General features: G+C 41.1%; 17 protein-coding genes. 6 read left to right on the forward strand and 11 right to left on the reverse strand.

The genetic code is table 11. The annotated features are described in order from the left end of the window. The first annotated feature begins 5 nt into the window (after nt 1–5). Nucleotides 6–716 (forward strand): hypothetical protein, encoded by a 711-nt coding sequence (locus WA1_RS36690; RefSeq protein ID WP_017746729.1) that lies wholly within the window; start codon nt 6–8, stop codon nt 714–716. A gap of 218 nt (nt 717–934) precedes the next feature. On the opposite strand, the gene WA1_RS36695 is transcribed toward WA1_RS36690, so the two are convergent. From WA1_RS36695 to WA1_RS36705, 3 genes are read right to left on the reverse strand one after another with little or no spacing between them, the layout of a single operon-like run. Continuing rightward, complete coding sequence (locus WA1_RS36695; protein ID WP_026135029.1) at nt 935–1,216, reverse strand: type II toxin-antitoxin system RelE family toxin; 282 nt, start codon at nt 1,214–1,216, stop codon at nt 935–937. A 1-nt stretch (nt 1,217) separates the two neighbouring features. Next, nucleotides 1,218–1,493, reverse strand: a complete 276-nt coding sequence (locus WA1_RS36700) for a type II toxin-antitoxin system prevent-host-death family antitoxin (RefSeq protein WP_017746731.1) — start codon at nt 1,491–1,493, stop codon at nt 1,218–1,220. A gap of 27 nt (nt 1,494–1,520) precedes the next feature. After that, nucleotides 1,521–2,150: a hypothetical protein gene (locus tag WA1_RS36705; protein WP_017746732.1), complete on the reverse strand. Its 630-nt coding sequence runs from the start codon at nt 2,148–2,150 to the stop codon at nt 1,521–1,523. Between the two features lie 133 nt (nt 2,151–2,283). On the opposite strand from WA1_RS36705, the gene WA1_RS36710 reads away from it, so the two are divergent. Next, on the forward strand, nt 2,284–8,439 hold the full coding sequence (locus tag WA1_RS36710; protein ID WP_017746733.1) for an EAL domain-containing protein: 6,156 nt from the start codon (nt 2,284–2,286) through the stop codon (nt 8,437–8,439). A gap of 18 nt (nt 8,440–8,457) precedes the next feature. Here the strand turns inward: WA1_RS36710 and lipA are convergent, their stop codons facing one another. The 4 genes from lipA to WA1_RS36730 all read right to left on the reverse strand — a co-directional run bounded on the left by lipA (nt 8,458) and on the right by WA1_RS36730 (nt 12,281). After that, entirely contained in the window at nt 8,458–9,408 is a 951-nt protein-coding gene (lipA, locus tag WA1_RS36715; protein ID WP_017746734.1) for a lipoyl synthase, read from the reverse strand. 598 nt (nt 9,409–10,006) lie between these two features. Then, nucleotides 10,007–10,852 carry an Rpn family recombination-promoting nuclease/putative transposase gene (locus tag WA1_RS36720; protein WP_017746735.1) on the reverse strand — a complete coding sequence of 282 codons (846 nt, stop codon included), beginning with the start codon at nt 10,850–10,852 and terminating at the stop codon, nt 10,007–10,009. Nucleotides 10,853–10,898: 46 nt separating this feature from the next. Beyond that, the gene (locus tag WA1_RS36725; protein WP_272819310.1) at nt 10,899–11,615 is read right to left on the reverse strand and encodes a pyridoxal-dependent decarboxylase; all 717 of its coding nucleotides are present in this window, start codon (nt 11,613–11,615) and stop codon (nt 10,899–10,901) included. 264 nt (nt 11,616–11,879) lie between these two features. Beyond that, on the reverse strand, nt 11,880–12,281 hold the full coding sequence (locus tag WA1_RS36730; protein WP_017746737.1) for a fasciclin domain-containing protein: 402 nt from the start codon (nt 12,279–12,281) through the stop codon (nt 11,880–11,882). Nucleotides 12,282–12,440: 159 nt separating this feature from the next. Here WA1_RS36730 and WA1_RS57540 point away from each other — a divergent pair, with 159 nt between their 5' ends. Then, nucleotides 12,441–12,701 carry a hypothetical protein gene (locus WA1_RS57540; RefSeq protein ID WP_017746738.1) on the forward strand — a complete coding sequence of 87 codons (261 nt, stop codon included), beginning with the start codon at nt 12,441–12,443 and terminating at the stop codon, nt 12,699–12,701. A 414-nt stretch (nt 12,702–13,115) separates the two neighbouring features. On the opposite strand, the gene WA1_RS36740 is transcribed toward WA1_RS57540, so the two are convergent. Then, nucleotides 13,116–14,396 (reverse strand): MFS transporter, encoded by a 1,281-nt coding sequence (locus WA1_RS36740; protein WP_017746739.1) that lies wholly within the window; start codon nt 14,394–14,396, stop codon nt 13,116–13,118. Nucleotides 14,397–14,497: 101 nt separating this feature from the next. Here WA1_RS36740 and WA1_RS36745 point away from each other — a divergent pair, with 101 nt between their 5' ends. The 3 genes from WA1_RS36745 to WA1_RS36750 all read left to right on the forward strand — a co-directional run bounded on the left by WA1_RS36745 (nt 14,498) and on the right by WA1_RS36750 (nt 16,492). Beyond that, nucleotides 14,498–15,082 (forward strand): Uma2 family endonuclease, encoded by a 585-nt coding sequence (locus WA1_RS36745; RefSeq protein ID WP_026135030.1) that lies wholly within the window; start codon nt 14,498–14,500, stop codon nt 15,080–15,082. An 873-nt stretch (nt 15,083–15,955) separates the two neighbouring features. Next, nucleotides 15,956–16,096, forward strand: coding sequence for a hypothetical protein (locus WA1_RS57545; RefSeq protein WP_017746741.1), 141 nt, complete (start codon nt 15,956–15,958; stop codon nt 16,094–16,096). A gap of 114 nt (nt 16,097–16,210) precedes the next feature. Continuing rightward, nucleotides 16,211–16,492 (forward strand): effector-associated domain EAD1-containing protein, encoded by a 282-nt coding sequence (locus WA1_RS36750; protein WP_017746742.1) that lies wholly within the window; start codon nt 16,211–16,213, stop codon nt 16,490–16,492. 68 nt (nt 16,493–16,560) lie between these two features. Here WA1_RS36750 and WA1_RS57550 read toward each other — a convergent pair whose 3' ends face one another. The 3 genes from WA1_RS57550 to WA1_RS36765 all read right to left on the reverse strand — a co-directional run bounded on the left by WA1_RS57550 (nt 16,561) and on the right by WA1_RS36765 (nt 18,419). Beyond that, nucleotides 16,561–16,824, reverse strand: a complete 264-nt coding sequence (locus WA1_RS57550) for a helix-turn-helix domain-containing protein (RefSeq protein WP_017746743.1) — start codon at nt 16,822–16,824, stop codon at nt 16,561–16,563. A gap of 151 nt (nt 16,825–16,975) precedes the next feature. After that, nucleotides 16,976–17,554 (reverse strand): Uma2 family endonuclease, encoded by a 579-nt coding sequence (locus tag WA1_RS36760; protein ID WP_026135031.1) that lies wholly within the window; start codon nt 17,552–17,554, stop codon nt 16,976–16,978. An 82-nt stretch (nt 17,555–17,636) separates the two neighbouring features. After that, a complete protein-coding gene (locus WA1_RS36765; protein ID WP_017746745.1) occupies nt 17,637–18,419 on the reverse strand; it encodes a Uma2 family endonuclease in 783 nt (260 codons plus the stop codon). Nucleotides 18,420–18,496: the final 77 nt, after the last annotated feature.

Genomic DNA, 18,496 nt, shown 5'->3' on the forward strand with positions numbered 1-18,496 from the left:
AGAACATGAAAATTCATAAAGTTTTCTCAACTGTACTGTTGACTACAATAAGTGCATCAACTCTTATTTTCTCTTCTTTCGTGAGTTCAGCGTTAGCAGATGTAAGAGAGATTAGAATCAACAATATTAGCGAGCAATTAGCTCCCAGTAGGGTACTAGGAGGCGATCGAGAATTTGATGGTCATGGACCAGCTGTGAAGAGTAATGTAAGATTGCGTATTGGCGACGGTGGTCAATCTTTGTATGCGGATATTTACCTTCATGCAAAAGAAACTCAGAGTGATTGGTCAGAAACAGAAGGACGATGGACTCGTAAAGTTTGGCAAGCTCCAAGAGGCAGGCGCATCACAAGAATTGTTTCAGATAAGTTATCTGAAACTAGCTTTATCAGTAAAGCCGCAGGTTTTCAAATTCTTGGACCGGGTGCAGATTTTAAAGAGTTTGCTGGAAGAATTCTGGATGCGCTCATGGCTAGAAGTGGTCGTAGTGAAAGAGAAGTCCTTGATATTATTGGACGAGGATTAGCAGTTGTACCTGATGGCGGCAATTATGTTCATATCGTGAAACCTTCTGGAGATGAACGTACAGAATTAGTCAAACTATTTGCAATTGTTGGTGATACGGGTGGTCCTGATATTAGTGATGATGATAACCCAAAGGATGATACTCGTGTCGTCGCTATTGAATTCAATCCAGTTCGTATTGAGCTTCAATAGTAAAATTTTAATAGTGAGAGCAGATACAATAGCCTCACGCAAAGACGCCAAGGCGCTAAGAAAATTTTTGCAGCTTTGGCGCTTTGTGTGAGATTTAAAAAACTTTTGCCAGAGGTCTTGTCATCGGTCCTTTTCCACCGCAATAAGAGCTACCATACACGTATGAAAGACTTTACAAACATCCTCTCAGAGAAAACATAAAATCTGCTGTATTTCAATCAGCCTAATAAACGCTTAAGTTGCTTATATACTTCGTCATCATTACGCTTTCCCACCAAAATTACTTGGACTAAATCCGCATCAGCATCAAATCGGTAAACAATGCGATATTCTCCTGAATCTACGCGATGATATCCTGTATAACCAACCAGATCCTTAGAATCTGCTGGTAATGGTTCGACATTCAAAGACATAACTTTTTTGGCAATCTGGGCAGCGATTTTAGGTTGCAAACCTTTGAGAAAATCAAGAACTGTTTCAAGACCATCAAGTTTTGCCATACTATAAACTATCATCAAGCGCAGCCAAACGCTTAATTTCTGCTGTAAAAGTTTCGCTACCAACCATCTGCGAGTTGGAGAGCGCGGTTTTAGCTTGTTGACCTATAATTAAGTCTTCTAACTGAGCAATTCGGTTTATTAATTGTTGATAGCTTTCAACTGACATAATCACATAACTTGGCTGCGATTCGTCTGTTAGCAAAACAGGTTCAAAAGCAGCCTGATTTAAAACATCATTATGGGTATTTTGAATTTCTTTAATAGAAAAATGCTGCATTTTCCCAACTTTTACAAAAACTTCTAACTATATTGTATGGGGAATTTCACTTGATTCCAAAATTCCTACCAAAATTCTCATTAAATCTTCTAAATCATCCGGAATTCGATAAAGTGAAACATCCTGAAGAATCTGCTGAAGAGTTTTTTCTAACCGACCAAAGCGCCAAGCATCACCAATTGTCACCGCTCCATAAAACACATCACCTTCTTCAACTGCAGCAATAGCAATTAATTCTACAGCAAGCTGTGTAAACCCTCGTGTTAAGTCATCATTTTTTGCTTCAACAACTAGTAAACCTGGATTGTGTTTGAGAAAGTAATCTAAATTGCCCTTTAACCAGTTATTGACTGATAACGGGTACTCAATTCGTATTTGGCATTGACAATAACGAGCAACTTCTAGCAATGCAGGTGCTACAAGTGTCTCCCGTCGTGCTGTCTCACTGCTCAAACTGATTAGGGGTAATGATTCCTCAATTCGCTGTCGTAACTCTGCCAAACGTTCTAACTGACGATTGGTACGCGGTAACTCAAGACGAGTTTTCCGTAAAGCATAGCCCAATTCTGCCAAAATTTCGTCGGCTTCATAGGGCATTTCAAAATAGGAGCAAAATGTATAGGCTTGCCCCTCTTGCAAAATACGACGGCGAGCCATGACTTTTCTGTTTGTGACTGCACATGATATGACTATATCGATTTTACATGAAGAATTATGTAATACTTATGACTGGACTAACTAATATAATATTGCTTTGGGCAATATATTATGAATAATCAAACATCCTTCGATGAGAGCGATCGCAGGTTATCAAATTACAACAAAACTTTACGAAAGTAGCAAATCATTAGTCTATCGAGGATGCAGGCTTTCCGATAAATTTCCCGTTATCCTCAAAGTGCTCAAGCAAGAGTATCCTCCACCTGAGGAAATTGCTCGTTTCAAACTAGAGTATGAAATTACCCGTCACCTGACCGTGCAAGGTACAGTGAGAGCTTACAGCTTGGAACAATACCAGCACAGTTTAGTGATGACTGTAGAGGATTTTGGTGGGGAATCCTTGAATTTGAATTACCAACAATTCACCTTAGAAACAGTTATCAAACTCGCCATCCAAATCACTGAAATTTTAGGTGAAATTCATCAACAGCATATAATTCATAAAGATATAAATCCCTCAAATATTGTTTTCAATCCAGTCACCGGACAGCTAAAAATTATTGACTTTGGTATTTCTACCATCCTCGCTCGCGAAAATCCCATCCTCACCAGTCCCCACATTTTAGAAGGGACTTTGGCTTATATGTCGCCAGAGCAAACGGGGAGAATGAACAGATCCCTCGACTACCGCAGCGATTTTTACTCCTTGGGTGTCACTCTCTACGAATTGTTCACCCAGCAGCGACCCTTCAACACTACCGATGTGTTGGAGTTAGTACACTGTCATCTCGCCAAACAACCAATCCCACCCCATAAGCGTAAACCAGAGATTCCCCTCGCCATATCCCAAATCATCCTTAAACTCATGGCAAAAATGGCAGAGGAAAGATACCAGAGTGCTATAGGTATTAAAACAGATTTAGAGGAATGCCTCAGCCAACTTCAGAATTATGGTACAATCCAACCTTTTCTCTTAGCTAGCAAAGATATATCAACTACGCTGCAAATTCCGCAAAAGCTTTATGGCAGAGAGCAAGAAATTGCCATGCTGATTGGGACATTTGAGCAAGTTGCACAAAAGAATGAGGAGATGAGGGAAAGTTCTCAGTCTTCCGTCACACCTCCTCAAAAAACCCAGATGATGCTAGTTTCTGGTTACTCTGGGATTGGTAAGTCGGCTCTCGTGCAAGAAATTTACAAGCCCATAACTCAGCAACGGGGTTATTTTATTGCAGGGAAGTTTGAGCAATATCAGAGGAATATCCCTTACTCTGCACCAGTAAGTGCTTTTGCCGATTTAGTCGAACAACTGTTATCCGAACAGGAAGAACAGTTATGTCAGTGGCGCGAAAAACTTTTGGCAGCTTTGGGAAGCAACGCTCAGGTTATTGTGGATGTGATTCCAGAGATAGAGCTGATTATTGGTAAGCAACCAGAAGTCCCTGAACTGGGGTCAGCAGAAGCACAAAACCGCTTCAACCTTGTTTTTCAAAGTTTTATTCGCGTATTCGCTCAGCCAGAACATCCATTGGTATTGTTCTTGGATGATCTGCAATGGGCAGATATAGCCAGCCTAAAATTATTACAACTATTGCTAACAGCAACAGATAGTGCTTGTTTATTTGCGATTGGGGCTTATCGCGATAATGAGGTGAGCGCAACTCATCCGTTGCTGGTAACGCTAGAGGAAATTTATCGCAGTGGAGGAGCTGTTCAGCAAATCATTCTTTCTCCATTACAATTATACCATGTGACACTGCTGATTTCTGAAACGCTAAGCTGTAGTACTACAGAGGCTCAACCTTTAGCTCAACTCGTTCTAGACAAAACAGGTGGCAATCCTTTCTTTATTAAGGAGTTTCTGAAAGCTCTTGATGCAGAGAGGCTATTGCAATTTGATGTGCAGTTATGCGAGTGGCAGTGGAATATTGAGCAGATTGAAGCTAGAGAGATTACAAGCAATGTCGTAGAACTATTGGCTCTTAAGATTCAACAACTCAAATCCGAAACTCAAAATATTTTAAAATTAGCAGCTTGCATTGGCAATCAGTTTGAAGTAGATATTTTGGCAATGGTTTACGAGCACTCGCCCAGAGAAACTGCGATCGCGCTTCAAGAAGCTGTTGCTATCGGGCTGGTGATTCCCTTAAATCATAATTATAAGTTGATTGTATTGGGTGTTCAGGAACAGGCAGTCGTTGAATGTAAGTTTGTACATGACCGAATTCAGCAAGCCGTTTACTCCCTTATATCCGCAAGCGATCGCCAAAAGATTCACTACCAAATTGGGCAACTCCTGCTTTGCAGTAGCGATCCCCAACAGCAGGAGCAAAGATTTTTTGACATTGTCAATCAACTGAATTTAGGACAAGAACTTATCAATCAACAGTCAGAAAAGAACAGATTGGCTGAACTTAATTTGATGGCGGGTGAAAAAGCAAAAGCTTCTGCTGCCTATGATTCAGCATTCAGTTACTTGCAAGTGGGATTAAGTTTGCTAGCAGAAGACTGTTGGCAAAATCAGTATAAGATAGCACTAAAATTGCACCAATCGGCAACTGAAGCTGCTTTTCTCAACAGTCAATTTGAGCGCATGGAACAGTTAGCTCAAAAGACACTACAACAGGCACAAACCGTATTAGATAAAGTGCGAGTTTACGAGGTTAAAATTCAAGCCCTACTGGTACAGGGGCATCCAACTGAAGCACTTCAGACCGCTTTAGAGATACTATCGTTGTTAGAAGTGAATTTTCCAGAACCAGCAACCCAAGCTGATGTTGAAAAAGCACTCACAAAAACCATCGCTCGATTGGCTCACATACCGATTGAATCATTAATCAATTTACCCTTAATGACTGAACCTAGAGCACTTGCAGCTATGCAAGTGTTATCTATTGCTATCCCCGCAGCGCACGTTACCGCCCCTGAATTATTCCCGTTAATTGCGATCGCGCAAGTGAATCTATCGATTGAGTACGGGAATGCAGAGATTTCTCCTTTTTCTTACGCTGTATACGGTTTAATTCTTTGTGGAGTCGATATTGAAACTGGCTGTCAATTTAGTGATTTAGCTCTAGCATTGTTGGAGAAGCTGAATTATAAACCAATTCGTTGTAGAACACTCCTACCTATCCATGCGGGAACCCGTTATTGGAAAATTCACCTGAGGGAAACTCTGAGTCCCTTACAAGACTGCTATCAAGCAGGTATCGAAAATGGGGACTTTGCGTTTGCTGGTTATACAGCGCTTCACCATTGTGACCAAGCTTTATTTGCAGGTGTGTTTCTTCCTGAGATAGAACAATTAGCATCTAATTACATTCATGACCTAACATCTCTGAAACAGACAAGAAATGCAAATGCGATCGCAATGTTCAAACAAGCGATTTTGAACTTAACAGCAAGTTCTGCCCATCCCCATCTCTTAGTCGGGAAGGCTTACAATGAAACACAATCGCTACCGTTGCTGCAACAAGCAAACGATCGCCAAGTTTTGTTTCTACTCTATCTGAATAAACTCATGCTTTGCTGCTGGTTTGATTTACCAAGGCAAGCAGTGGAAAATGCCGATTTAACAGCCACTTATGTTGATGGAGTTGCAGGACAAGTCAGCATTGCGTTCTTCCACTTTTATGATGCGTTAGCCCGATTAGCTATTTATGCTGAAGCATCTCCTTCAGAGCAGATTGAGATTCTTAGCAAAGTGAAATTGGATTTGGCACAAATGGAACGTTGGGCGCAATATGCTCCCATGAATTACCAGCACAAATCTCTGTTGATTCAAGCAGAACAGCATCGCATATTGGGTGAAGAGTTTCAGGCAATGGAGTTATACGATCGCGTCATTGCCCTTGCAGACGAACACGAGTACACTCAAGAAGCCGCTATAGCTTATGAGCGAGCGGCTAAAGTTTATTTGACTAGAGGAAAGTTTGTTTTTGCCAAAGCCTGTATTCAGGAAGCCCGTTACCGCTACCTCCGATGGGGGGCTACGGTAAAAGTTCAGGATTTGGAGACGAGGTTTCCAGAATTCTTCGAGCAATCCTCAGAGAAAAGTACCCAAATTTCTGTCACCGATTCCACGAGTAGCCGTTCCGAGACGCTAGACTTGGAAACTGTGATGAAAGCCTCTCAAGCGATTGCGAGCGAACTTGTTCTCAACCGTCTCTTATCAACGCTACTGAGGGTAGCGATTGAAAATGCTGGAGCACAGGTAGGAAAATTAATTTTAGAAACAGATGGTAAGCTGTTGATGGAGGCAACTGGCGTGGCTGATGGCGATACGATAGCTGTAGGACAGCCCGTTCCAATTCAAAAGTGTCAAACTGTTTGTGTTGGTATTGTCAATTATGTTGCCCGCACTCAAAAAAGCGTAGTTCTGGACGATGCAACTCGCGACAATCAATTTGCTTCAGATCCTGATATTCGCCATCAACAACCCAAATCTATTCTCTGCACGCCGATGGTAAATCAGGGAAAATTGTCTGGCGTGCTTTATTTGGAGAATAACTTAGCCACAGCTGCATTTAAACCAGAACGTGTGGAATTATTGAATTTGTTGTCTACACAGATGGCGATCGCAATTGAGCACGCACGGTTACTCAAATATAGGGAAGAACTCAACCAATTTCTACAACTAAAAACAGAACAAATTTCTCGGATTTTAGAGCGAATTACAGATGGATTTATTGCTGTGGATCGGCAATGGCAGATTGTCTACGTCAATCAACAAGCCGAACGGCAATTGGGGAAATCCGGTGAAGAACTTTTGGGAAATAATTTTTGGAAGACTTATCCTATAGCAATAAATACTGTGTTTTACCAGCGATATCACGAAGCAATGAAGACTAAAAAACATATTCAGTTTGAAGAATTTTATCCACCTAGCGAGCGTTGGTTGGAAGTGAATGTTTATCCTGATGATGAAGGTTTATCTATCTTTTTTCGTGATATTACAGAAAGAAAGCAAATGGAGGATCAACTGGTTTATGATGCCCTGCATGATGCCCTGACTGGATTACCCAATCGGCTGCTATTTACCGAACGATTGGAACAAGCAATTCGGCGGACACAAAAGCATCGGGATTATCGATTTGCCGTGTTGTTTTTGGATGTGGATCGATTTAAGGTGATTAATGATAGTTTGGGGCATATGGTTGGAGATGAGCTTTTGATTGCTATTGCCCGAAGATTAGAATCTTGCCTCAGCCCGATGGATATAGTTGCTAGATTGGGAGGCGATGAATTTATTATTTTATTAGATGCTCCAGAAGATGAAGCCCAAATTGCCGATCGCATTCAACTAGCGCTTAATGTACCGTTTGATTTAAATGGTTATAAGGTTTTCAATACTGTTAGTATTGGGATTGTTTCTAGTTTGACGGGCTACAATCGTGCGGAAGAATTGCTACGTGCTGCTGATATTGCCATGTATCAAGCAAAGGCGGGAGGAAAATCCTGTTATGTAATTTTTAATACGACTATGCAGGACAGAGCCACATTGCTGCTTCAACTAGAAACAGATTTGCGATGGGCGATCGAACACCAACAATTGCAGGTTTACTATCAACCGATTGTATCGCTGCAAACTGGGAGGTTGGCAGGGTTTGAAGCACTGGTGCGATGGCTGCATCCTGAAAAAGGATTGATTTCGCCTTCTGAGTTTATTCCCATAGCAGAAGAAACAGGGCTAATTATTCCTATTGGAGAATGGGTATTGCTGGAAGCGTGTCGTCAACTGCGGGTTTGGCAGTTGCAATTTAGCGATCGGTTACCTCTGACAATGAGCGTTAACTTGTCTGTTAAGCAGCTTTCGCAATCAGATTTGATTGAACGTATTGACCGCGTCTTAAGTAACATGGAGCTTCAGGGAGAACACTTAAAGCTGGAAATTACGGAAAGCACTTTAATGACTTATTCTGAGGTGGCGAGGGATTTGTTACAGCAATTGAGCGATCGTAATATCCAGCTTTGCATTGATGACTTTGGCACTGGATATTCTTCGTTAAGTTATTTGCATCAGTTTCCCGTTCATCTGTTGAAGATAGATCGCTCGTTTACTCAGAGGATTGGGGTTCAGAATCAGGATACTGAAATTGTCCGCACTATTTTGACATTGGCACATAATTTATCAATGGATGTGATTGCAGAAGGAATTGAAACGGTTGAACAGCTTGCTGAATTGAGAAGACTGGGATGTGAATACGGACAGGGTTATTGGTTTTCTAAACCTTTGGACAGTCAAGCGGCGTTCGTGTTGATTGCACAAACACCGCTGTGGGGGTAAGCTCATAACCAAGGACTTTTACGCACTCTCACTGGCATGGTAGGAACTCCGTACTAACGGACCAGAACGGACGTGAGCAAAGCCCATCTCTCGCGCCTTTGTGCCTAAAAGATCGAATTCTTCTGGCGTCCAGTATTTTTGTACGGGGAGGTGTTCTAGAGAGGGGCGCATATATTGACCGATAGTCAGGCGATCGCACTCCACTTCCCGCAAGTCTGCCATTGTCTCAATGACTTCTGCTTCTGTTTCCCCATGACCGAGCATTAACCCGGATTTCGTGGGAATGGAGGGGTCTACTTGCTTGACAAAGCGCAGCACGTCTAGCGTTCGCTCATACTTGGCTCCCCGTCTGACTGGCCCTTGCAAGCGCTTGACTGTCTCAATATTGTGGTTATAACAAGCTGGGTTAGCCTCCACAACTGTGGCAATTCGCTGGCGTTGTCTTTGTGTTTGCGTTTGCAGATCATCCGGTTGACCGCCCCAAAAATCTGGTGTCAAAACTTCTATTTGCGTTTTTGAGTTCAACTGGCGAATGGCTTCCATTGTTGCGGCAAACCAACTGGCACCTCCATCGGGTAAATCATCTCTAGCTACCGATGTCAGCACCACATATTGTAAGCCTAGCAGATGTACTGCCTCTGCCACCTTTTGCGGTTCCTCTGGATCTAGGGGCATGGGGGAATGACCTTTGTCTACTTGACAAAAAGCACAAGCACGTGTACAAGTCGGACCCATCAGTAGAAATGTTGCCGTCTTCTGGCTATAGCACTCTCCCCGGTTAGGACAGCGCCCTTCTTCGCAAATCGTGTGGATTTGACGCTGCTTAATAATTTGCTGTACGGTTGAGATTTCGCTGGCTTTTCCTATGGAGCGTCGCAGCCACGATGGTTGCGCCTCAATTTCCGAGCGCCAAGAAGCAACAGAAGGTTGAGTTGTCAAAGATCGATCTGTTGAATTAGGCAAATTCATGGCTTTTCCTACAGGTTACTAGCTGAGAAATAACTTTTATAGAGTAATAACTTACGCATTATGTAATTTCTACTCTACCTTTCTTCTCAACTGAAGATCGGCTTGTAAGATTTCCTTTTGCCTAAGAGGATGTTTGTAAAGTCCTAATTTATACTAGTTCTAGCGAATATAATTCGCGACTATACAAGCGAAACCCACCTACGTGGGTTTCAAAACCTTAATTTCTCGTTAGTCCGCGCAGGCGGACTTTGTTTGTATAGTCGCGAATTATATTCGCCCAAAACTTTTAAAACATCCTCTAAAAATCTGATAGTAAATGGAATCACGTTTCATCAAAATATCCTTAAGGTGCTCGTATCCGTTATTTACACACTTTTCAAACTGATAGTCTACCAGATAGAGCTTGTCTTGTTAAAATGACATTGAGTCATAGCCCTGTATGACTAAAGTATTTGCTTCAAAAAAATAAAAAGCAGGGATTTTGCGAACGGTTTTTTCCTTTTAAATTTTTGCACAACACAAAAACAGCGTAGCGATAAATTTCCGATAGGCTACGCTGTTGTTTAATTAAAAAACTTCAACCCAATAGCCGTGTTATTTAGGTGTTCTGCTGTGCAGCTAAGCGGACAGATTCTACATCAACATTAAGCTCTTGAGCAATCTGCTCTACGCTCATCCCCATTTTTACTAACAGAGGTACAGTGACTCTCAACATTTCTGCTTCCCGTTCAACGCGACCTTCAACGCGACCTTCAACGCGACCTTCAACGCGACCTTCAATGCGACCCTCAGCTTTCGCTTCCTGATAAACCCTTGTTTGTTCTAAAGTCAGTCCTAGCATAGCTTCTACTTCCTCTCTACTCAATGAAGAAAATCTGTAAACGGCGATTGTGGTAATAATATCTATGATTTCTTGTTTCGGCAGTGTTTCTGTTTCCTCTAATTGTACTCGCTCAATTAACAAACGAGCCTGCTCTGCCATCACTTCTTCTGATGCGATTGTCAACTGCATCAAGTTGATCCCTACTGGCTGCTGGTTTGGCTCGCCCAATTCATCAAGATAGATTCGCTGCACTTGGTCGCTGTTGAGAAACATGCGATGAGTTTTTTGATCTTTTGGTTCCAAAGAGCGTGATGGAAAAATGACTACACAGAACCAATCGTCATACTCCAACCGATTTCTATTCAGGTACATCATCGACTCGGTAAAGAATCGATGGTAAAGAGCTTCATCTTTTTGGAATTGAACCTCAGCAAAAAAGATAATTTTAGATTTTGCACCCACAGGCGGTAAAAACACTCCATCAATACGAAAAGCGGTTTCCTTGACTTCAACCGACTCAAATCGATAGCTTTGTGCTTGTTGCGGAGGGTGATTAACAAGTTCAAAAAGTAATCCAGGACAGCGCTTAAAAATTTGATAGTAAATGGAATCGCGTTTCATCAAAATTATCCTAATGGTGCTCGTTGTCCGCTATTTATAAGCTCTTTCAACTTTTACTTTTCAATTTTTCCATCCGCTCGGCTGTTTGACAAATTAATTGCCAAGCTTGCTGCACGTGAATTCTCTCTGTCGTTGCTGCATCAACCTCTATAAAACGCAAATTTTCACTCTTGAGTCCTGCAATTTTTGCCGCTTTTTCAATTGACGAGTGTGCCTGAGTTGAAGTGTATACAACCAGTTTATTAATATCTGCTTTTACCTGTTCTCTGGCTGCTAAGAGAGCTACCAAAGAAGCACTGCTGGCTGAATCTTGAATCACGCCTCCCCCGGCTGTGGAAGATTTAAACTGTGAAGGCAGCCCAAGCATATCTACTAACCAGTCAAGAACGTGAGTTTCCAACTCAGTACACGCAGGAGAAGTTACCCATAACATTCCTTGTACCCCCATTCCTGCACTTATTAATTCTCCTAAAATGGAAGGTGCAGAGATACCAGTGGGGAAGAAAGCAAAGAAGTTAGGAGACTGCCAATGGGTTAATCCAGGTACAATTATTTCATCTATATCGTTTAAAATCTTCTCAAAAGACTCACCCTTCTGGGGTGCAGTTGCTGGTAACTTGGCTCTAATCTCTTCAGGCTTTACTTGAGAAAGAACAGGGAATTGCTCAACTTTATCCAAATAGTCAGCTATCCAATCAATAGTTTTATATCCCCATCGGCGAAATTCTTCCGAGGACATATGGTAATTTTGCTTTTTTTTCATACTATACAGTCATTCTTAATGTTCTGATATACAAAACTTTTCGGGTGTTAGCGTAACTTGCCCTTTATCTCTTATACCAAAAAGTCTCTAATCCAAGTTTAAAATAATTCAAAAACATCCCGCAATTATGCAACGCCTAATTTCCTAGTGAGGGCACTGCAAGAGCAGCTTTGTAGTGCTATTGCTTTGATTAAAAAATTTGTGGGGCAACGACTATAAATAGCCACTGCCCCACAAATAGTATTACCTATCTAAGATGATTGCTTATGCAGGAATTAAGACTGTGTCAATAACGTGGATAACACCATTATCAGCAGCAACATCAGGTGTTGCGACTGTGGCATCATTTACCTTGACACCATTGGAAGCATCAATTTTCACGTCTGAACCTTCTACTGTTTTCGCAGACTTCAACTTAACCACGTCAGCCGCCAGCACCTTGCCTGAAACGACGTGATAAGTCAAAATTTTCTTGAGTTTTGGAATATCCTTAAGTAACGCGTCTACAGTGCCTTCTGGAAGCTTAGAAAACGCTTCATCAGTAGGTGCAAAAACAGTGAATGGACCAGCACCTTTCAGAGTATCTACTAAATTCGCAGCTTTGATTGCAGCAACTAGGGTGGTGAAAGAACCAGCGTTAGCAGCGGTATCAATAATGTCAGCCAAGTGTTTTACCTAGTTTTGTGTAATCTATTAATAAATATAACCTATTTTTTAAGAAATAGTATCTTCTGTGACAAATTTGTTAAATTTTTTATTAGAAATAATATTTTTTGTTAACCTAATCCATGCTGAAGTATAATGTGAAATGGTCAAGTTTTTCAAATGCAAGCTCTTTTGACAGGGCAAATTCAAGCACACAGTGTTGAATGGCTAATTTTTACTCAAATTCCCGACAACTTCTACAAAGTCGGGAATCTAAGCGAAATCGTGACTCTGTCTGAGGAAAAAATACGTGTCGGCGCTTACATCCTCTCGTATTCAGTCGCTATTTTTGATAGACTTTTTAAGTCGCCAAATCAACTAAAGCGTCCCAACGGAAGCGGATTACGCGTAAGATTGATTTGCGATAATGCTCAGCAGTAAAGACTGATAGTGTAATGTTGGGTCGATCACTCTCTATGTTTTTCACAGTGCAGATTTGCTTCTTGTTGTTACAGTAAGCAACGATGCGATCTCCAACCTTAATATCCAAAGCTTTAATTTTCAAATGACTACTCAACTTCCTTAAGGTATGGTGTAGCTAGCTGCATTTAGCCCTATTTGCTCGTATAGCTATTTTTTCCTTATTATCATCGGTAGGCTATCCCACTCTTAATATTCCTCTAAACGAGGTCAGGAAAAATATCTTGCTATATCTATACTTGCCTAACAATAATAATGCCTATTTATCATAGCATAAACGCGTGAGCATAAAATACTATCAAAAGTCATATTTTATTTCAAGGAAATTTATATTAAATATAAGTCTTTAACGAGAAGGAAGAAGGATCGTCATGATTACTGCGTACCCAAGACTGCTCTCTTCAGTCTGAGAATATGCAGCATGAATAAACCGAAAAAGCTGCTGATAGCGGTTGCAATCCATAAGTCATGGGCGATTTCTGGGGAGCGATCCATTGCCCAACCGCCTAAGATCGGACCAACAAAATAGCCGATTGACCAACATTGATAGCCGATCGCAAGATAAACCGCTCGCAATGATTTTGGCGCTAACTCAGCTATCAGTGCTGGCGCAAATGGCTTGTAAATAGCACCTGCGATGGATAATACAGCGAATGCTGCTATCGTTCCAGCGATCGCAATTGATGGCATCAGATGAGTTACCCAGACCAAAACAAATCCTGCACCCCACAATAACATGGAGATGGTAAGAACCTGAACATTCAACAGTGAAGTCAACACTTGTACTAGCGGTAACTGCAACACTGCACCAATGCCTACATAACACCAAGTAAACAAATTTGCAACACTCACTAATGACGAACCTGCATCTGAAGTTGTTTGTGAACTTCCGGTTAAAACAAAGTTTGTAAAATAGAGTGGTAATGTACTGCTAACCAAAGCAATATAAGTTGTAAAAAGAACGTTAATTAACATAAAGACTTGCAGAGAGCTATCTTTCAATGCCAAATTAAATCCTTGTAGTGGATCGGAATGTTCCTTCGCGTCTTGATGAGAATCGGCGATCGCAACTTGAATTAATACCAAAAATATCAAGAGAATCAGCCCTGCAATCAGAAAGAGCGTTTGTGGTTGCGTGACTAAAGAAAGTATGATTCCACCACTCAAGATTCCCAGCCCACTGCCAAGACTATCTGCTAGTACCAGAATGGCAAATGCTTTTTGATGTTCTTGTGGAGGAGTGACATCAATAACTGCAGCATCAGCCGCCGTCCAATAACATCCAGCGCTTAACCCCATGAGTAAATTTGCAACAATCAGCATTGGTAAATTGGGGAGGAATGCTAATGCGATCGCTGCTAGAATCGATAGCAAAGCCGAAAATAACAATGTTCGTTTGCGACCATAACTAGGAGAATCAGCTAAATAACCCCCCAAAAAATGCCCCACGACTCCAGCAAGCGCTCCACAGCCCATCGCAATCCCAACCACCGTTGCCGAGAAATTCAATTGATTAACAAAAATTAATGGGATAAAGAATTGGATAGTTCCATATCCTGCTTGATAGAGAAATCGAGCACTTGCCTGCGCCCAAACCTGATAACTTGATGGTTGGAGCAAAAAGGGTTTGGGATTGGCAATAGTTTGATTTTCCACGGATACCTCATGAGATACGAGTGTAGCTATGTAGGATAAAAATAGACCTACAACTGCAAAGCAGAGTTAATTAGCAACTTAAAGGTTGAGGATTCAAACCCATGGTAATGCAAGCTGATGAGAAAAAAAACTATACCAGCGAAGAATATTTAGAATTAGAGATTAACTCAGAACAACGTCATGAATACATTAACGGTGAAATTATTCCTATGACTGGTGGTACACCAAATCACAATCAAATTGCAGGTAATTTTTATGCAGCGCTAAATTTTGCTCTCAAACGTCAACCCTATCGAGTTTTTGTCACCGATCAACGACTCTGGATTCCTAAAAAACGAATTTATACTTATCCTGATGTTATGGTAGTTCAGGGAGAATTGCAATTACAAGAAGGGAGACGCGATACTATTACTAATCCATTAATTGTTGCTGAAGTGTTATCAGTATCAACTAGAAGTTATGACAAAGATGAGAAATTCTTAGCTTATCGTACTCTTCCAACTTTTCAGGAATATTTATTAATTGACCAGTATGAAGTATATATAGAACATTTTTTTAAAACAGATAGTAAACGCTGGTCTTTTATTGAATATAATGATATTAACGAAACATTATCTCTCAATTCTATTTCTTTTAAAATCTGTCTTACAGATATTTATGACAAAGTTGAATTTGACAATCTATGAGAGCATCCCAATTTGGCACATTGCCCCTCAGAATAGAATTCTGGGGCTATACAAATCAAGTCCGCCTGCGCGGACTAATGCATAGCCTTAATCCAAGTACGGAAAGCACGAATAGTTGCCATTTCCCCATTCTCTCTAGCCGCTTGAATAAATTGAGGAATTTCTTTCACTAACACAGGGGCAAAAGTAGGACTGTTATTACCTTCACAATATTGCTTACCACTGAGTCTGTAAATCCGCAGGACACTACCATTGTATCGCCAGAATTCAGGGATTTAGGGATTTCCAGGAAATAAATTATCCCATATTGTGGGACGGGCGTCCCCGCCCGTCTTCTATGTAGTGGCGGGTAGTGGCGGGCGAGGACGCCCGCACCACAAGAAATTTTAGGATATTTTTTTATTTGGAAGTCCCTAAATGGTTTGTTGATATTTCTTGTCGTGCTGCTTGATGTTGGGATGATTTTTTCTGTCTAATTCCCTTAGAGCATTTCCTAGTTTGCTGAGGTAGAAATTTATGACTAGAAACCTTGCGATAAGCCGGGTACGGCTTGCGCCAAGGGCGATCGCAGAAGAAATCACAACCTTTGGACAAGTTTAGGAGAAACTAGGCTTAACACTCACTGAGGATAGCCAGTTTTTTACAGAATGGATGGGTGATTTACCTGTATTAAGCGAACAAGAGCATTCAAGGTTAGAACAAGTACGACAAAACTATACTGTGAACGGCTAACAACTGTTCTTTTTCGGAATGGTTTCATAGCATTTGTAGGGGCGCAAGGCCTTGCGCCCCTAAGGTGGGTGATGTTAGTTCGTTATTATACACATAAAGGAGTGATAGATGACTTAGCAGATATGGTTGCTCAATGAGGTTATGCCTCTTGATAACACAGAGATTGACCTGATATTCACTAGAATTTGGTATCACGGCATTCATAGTGGCGCTCTCGGTTACGATGGTGGTAACCCAAAACATAACCAGGAAAAGCCTTTGAGTACTATTGTTCGCAATTAGATGCAAAAGGATTTATTGAAGAATTTACGGAATTATGAAAAAATTGCGTGAAATCTTCTTTAGAGAAGCATTGTTTACTGTTTGTGGATTGTTGTTTCAAGGAGTAAGTATAAAATGGGTTTAGAAGGTTATAAGAAAAAGGAACTTATGGAAGCACTCAAGTCGGCTTTTCCTAACCGGAATGAGTTGGTTATGATGTTGAGTCTAGAACTTGATATGGAAGAATCAGAAGTTCCTGACAATTCGAGTTATAATTTTGTTGTCTTCAAATTAATAGAGCGATTTGAGTCTCAAGATCGCATACAGAAATTGCTTGAGGGTGCGTGTAGGGCAAATCCTGGTAATCTTGATTTGCAGAAAGTCGCTAAAACGAGGTTGCACTTCCCCAAACATTAGCTTACATGGCGGCTTATCCTCAAACTGAACAACCTCTGTATGGTATGGTTACAAACGGAAGCAGTTATTTATTTGTGAAAACGTTGGAAAATCAATAGTTTAATTCCTTGTTGCTCCATTAAAAAACTTAATATAGAATGAGGGGTTGAGCCTTCTCCAGGTGAGTAATATTCTCGATCAAACTTTTCAATTAAAACAATCAGTATTTCATAAAGTTCATCCTCCTCTGGAGTTCGATTCGGACAATGCATTAATTCCTCAACAATTTTTAGGGCTTTTTCATTCTCTTGCTCAGTTCTGATAATTTTCGGTGCGTAACAATTGTACTCCATTTTTTACCACATTTAATCTTATGCGAGAAGCTGCTGAGAGAATCAGGTGAATAAGTTCTTTTAAGTCGGCTTCAGAATCTGTAAAGAGGTGTGTCAAAAACCTTTAGAGGAATAATGAAGACTTCAAATGACAACGCAAACAGTCAAGTTTCTAAAGCTTACGGTTAAGAATTTGTTCAGTTGTTAACTTTAGTGCCGTAAATCGGGATTGGATAAATGTATTTCCTGCGTACTCCTCCTCCTCATAAAAACCATCAACTAGCTTATAAACCGTGATTTTGCGTTTTTGTGGATCGATCGCCCAATACTCAGAAACTCCTCTAGCAGAGTACTCCGAACGTTTGAAGCGATAATCGCGATCTTCATTGGTTTTACCAGGAGACACGACTTCAACAATCAAATCTGGTGGAGGCATTTCTAGTTGGATAGTACCTCGGTTTGTTTGTCCCAAAATTTCTGCAAGTTCCTCTGATAGAATCATCAAATCTGGTAATCGTGTCTGTACTTGCGATCCAGATACTGCAATTTCTGTATCTTTGTGACAAATTTGTTCTTCCAATACAAGCTTGGCAAATTGAAGCGCTAAAAAAAAGGAAATTCTAGAGTTTAGAGTGCTTTCGGGAGGCATTTCAACTAACTCTCCACCCACAAATTCATACTTTTTATCCGTTCCATCGTCGTATTGTAGGTACTCCTCAAAAGTCATGGATGTTTTGCTGGTTTGAGTCATGGCGATCACTACTATAAGTTTATCTACAGGGACTTCAAATAAATACAAATAAATGATGGTAGAACAACCTGACAAATTAGAATTACAAATTCTCTGGTTCTACTCCCAACTCTCGTAACTTAGCTGCTAAACGTTCAGCCCGTTGGCGTTCTGCTTCAGCTTGTTGCTGTGATACAACAGATCGTTGGCGTTCCGCTTCAGCTTGTTGCTGTGCTGCTTCTTCGGGTAACAAAATAAGGTTTCCTTCTGTATCGTAAAACCTCAACCAAACTGCTGTTTCGCGATCGATAGTTCCTTCCCAAGTTCCCAGCCATAATCCGAGCATTTCGCACCACAGCCATCCTTTTTCATTTGCTTCTAACGGCTGATACTTCTGTTTATGATCCAAACACCACCCTTGAAAAGCACTGGGGTTAAAAGGGTCAAACACATAGTAATTTGGTGTTTTAAACACTCTTTCGTAGAGTTGCTTTTTCTCTCCCTTATCAATTTCTGCCGTGCTTTGTGAGAGTAATTCTACAATCACATCCGGATAGCGTCCTTCTTCATCCCACACTACCCATCCTTGTCGAGAACGGCTCCCGTCTACATCTAGAACCACGAAGAAATCCGGTCCTCGGAAATCTCGATTCTTTGCTTGAGTGCTACTGTAGTAAACGAACATATTGCCCCCCGCAAAATAATCATTGCGGTTTGCCAATGCAATCAACATTGACCGAATCAAGGCATTCATTGCAATCCGGTGGCGATTTGTCTCCAAGGGTACACCATCATCAAAGATTAAATCCGTGGGTGGTATTGGGGGTTCCCAATCCACAACTGATGGTGTCTGGGGTGTTGATTCTAACTTGATTTCTAGCGTCATATCACCGACTCCCTAGATATATAGTACATCAGTTCTTAATTTTTCTAACATGAAGCGTCAGCCTTGGCAACCCAGCA

The sequence above is a fragment of the Scytonema hofmannii PCC 7110 genome (assembly GCF_000346485.2).
Taxonomy (GTDB): Bacteria; Cyanobacteriota; Cyanobacteriia; order Cyanobacteriales; family Nostocaceae; genus Scytonema; species Scytonema hofmannii.

What these genes read in the sequence shown, in the direction of transcription:
- WA1_RS36765 (WP_017746745.1), bottom strand. Translation starts at nt 18,419, where the DNA reads ATGACGCTAGAAATCAAGTTAGAATCAACACCCCAGACACCATCAGTT.
- WA1_RS36690 (WP_017746729.1), top strand. Translation starts at nt 6, where the DNA reads ATGAAAATTCATAAAGTTTTCTCAACTGTACTGTTGACTACAATAAGT.
- WA1_RS36705 (WP_017746732.1), bottom strand. Translation starts at nt 2,150, where the DNA reads ATGGCTCGCCGTCGTATTTTGCAAGAGGGGCAAGCCTATACATTTTGC.
- WA1_RS57540 (WP_017746738.1), top strand. Translation starts at nt 12,441, where the DNA reads ATGCAAGCTCTTTTGACAGGGCAAATTCAAGCACACAGTGTTGAATGG.
- WA1_RS36750 (WP_017746742.1), top strand. Translation starts at nt 16,211, where the DNA reads ATGGGTTTAGAAGGTTATAAGAAAAAGGAACTTATGGAAGCACTCAAG.
- WA1_RS36760 (WP_026135031.1), bottom strand. Translation starts at nt 17,554, where the DNA reads ATGACTCAAACCAGCAAAACATCCATGACTTTTGAGGAGTACCTACAA.
- WA1_RS36710 (WP_017746733.1), top strand. Translation starts at nt 2,284, where the DNA reads ATGAGAGCGATCGCAGGTTATCAAATTACAACAAAACTTTACGAAAGT.
- WA1_RS36725 (WP_272819310.1), bottom strand. Translation starts at nt 11,615, where the DNA reads ATGAAAAAAAAGCAAAATTACCATATGTCCTCGGAAGAATTTCGCCGA.
- lipA (WP_017746734.1), bottom strand. Translation starts at nt 9,408, where the DNA reads ATGAATTTGCCTAATTCAACAGATCGATCTTTGACAACTCAACCTTCT.
- WA1_RS57550 (WP_017746743.1), bottom strand. Translation starts at nt 16,824, where the DNA reads ATGGAGTACAATTGTTACGCACCGAAAATTATCAGAACTGAGCAAGAG.
- WA1_RS36745 (WP_026135030.1), top strand. Translation starts at nt 14,498, where the DNA reads ATGGTAATGCAAGCTGATGAGAAAAAAAACTATACCAGCGAAGAATAT.
- WA1_RS36700 (WP_017746731.1), bottom strand. Translation starts at nt 1,493, where the DNA reads ATGCAGCATTTTTCTATTAAAGAAATTCAAAATACCCATAATGATGTT.
- WA1_RS57545 (WP_017746741.1), top strand. Translation starts at nt 15,956, where the DNA reads ATGCCTCTTGATAACACAGAGATTGACCTGATATTCACTAGAATTTGG.
- WA1_RS36695 (WP_026135029.1), bottom strand. Translation starts at nt 1,216, where the DNA reads ATGGCAAAACTTGATGGTCTTGAAACAGTTCTTGATTTTCTCAAAGGT.
- WA1_RS36720 (WP_017746735.1), bottom strand. Translation starts at nt 10,852, where the DNA reads ATGAAACGCGATTCCATTTACTATCAAATTTTTAAGCGCTGTCCTGGA.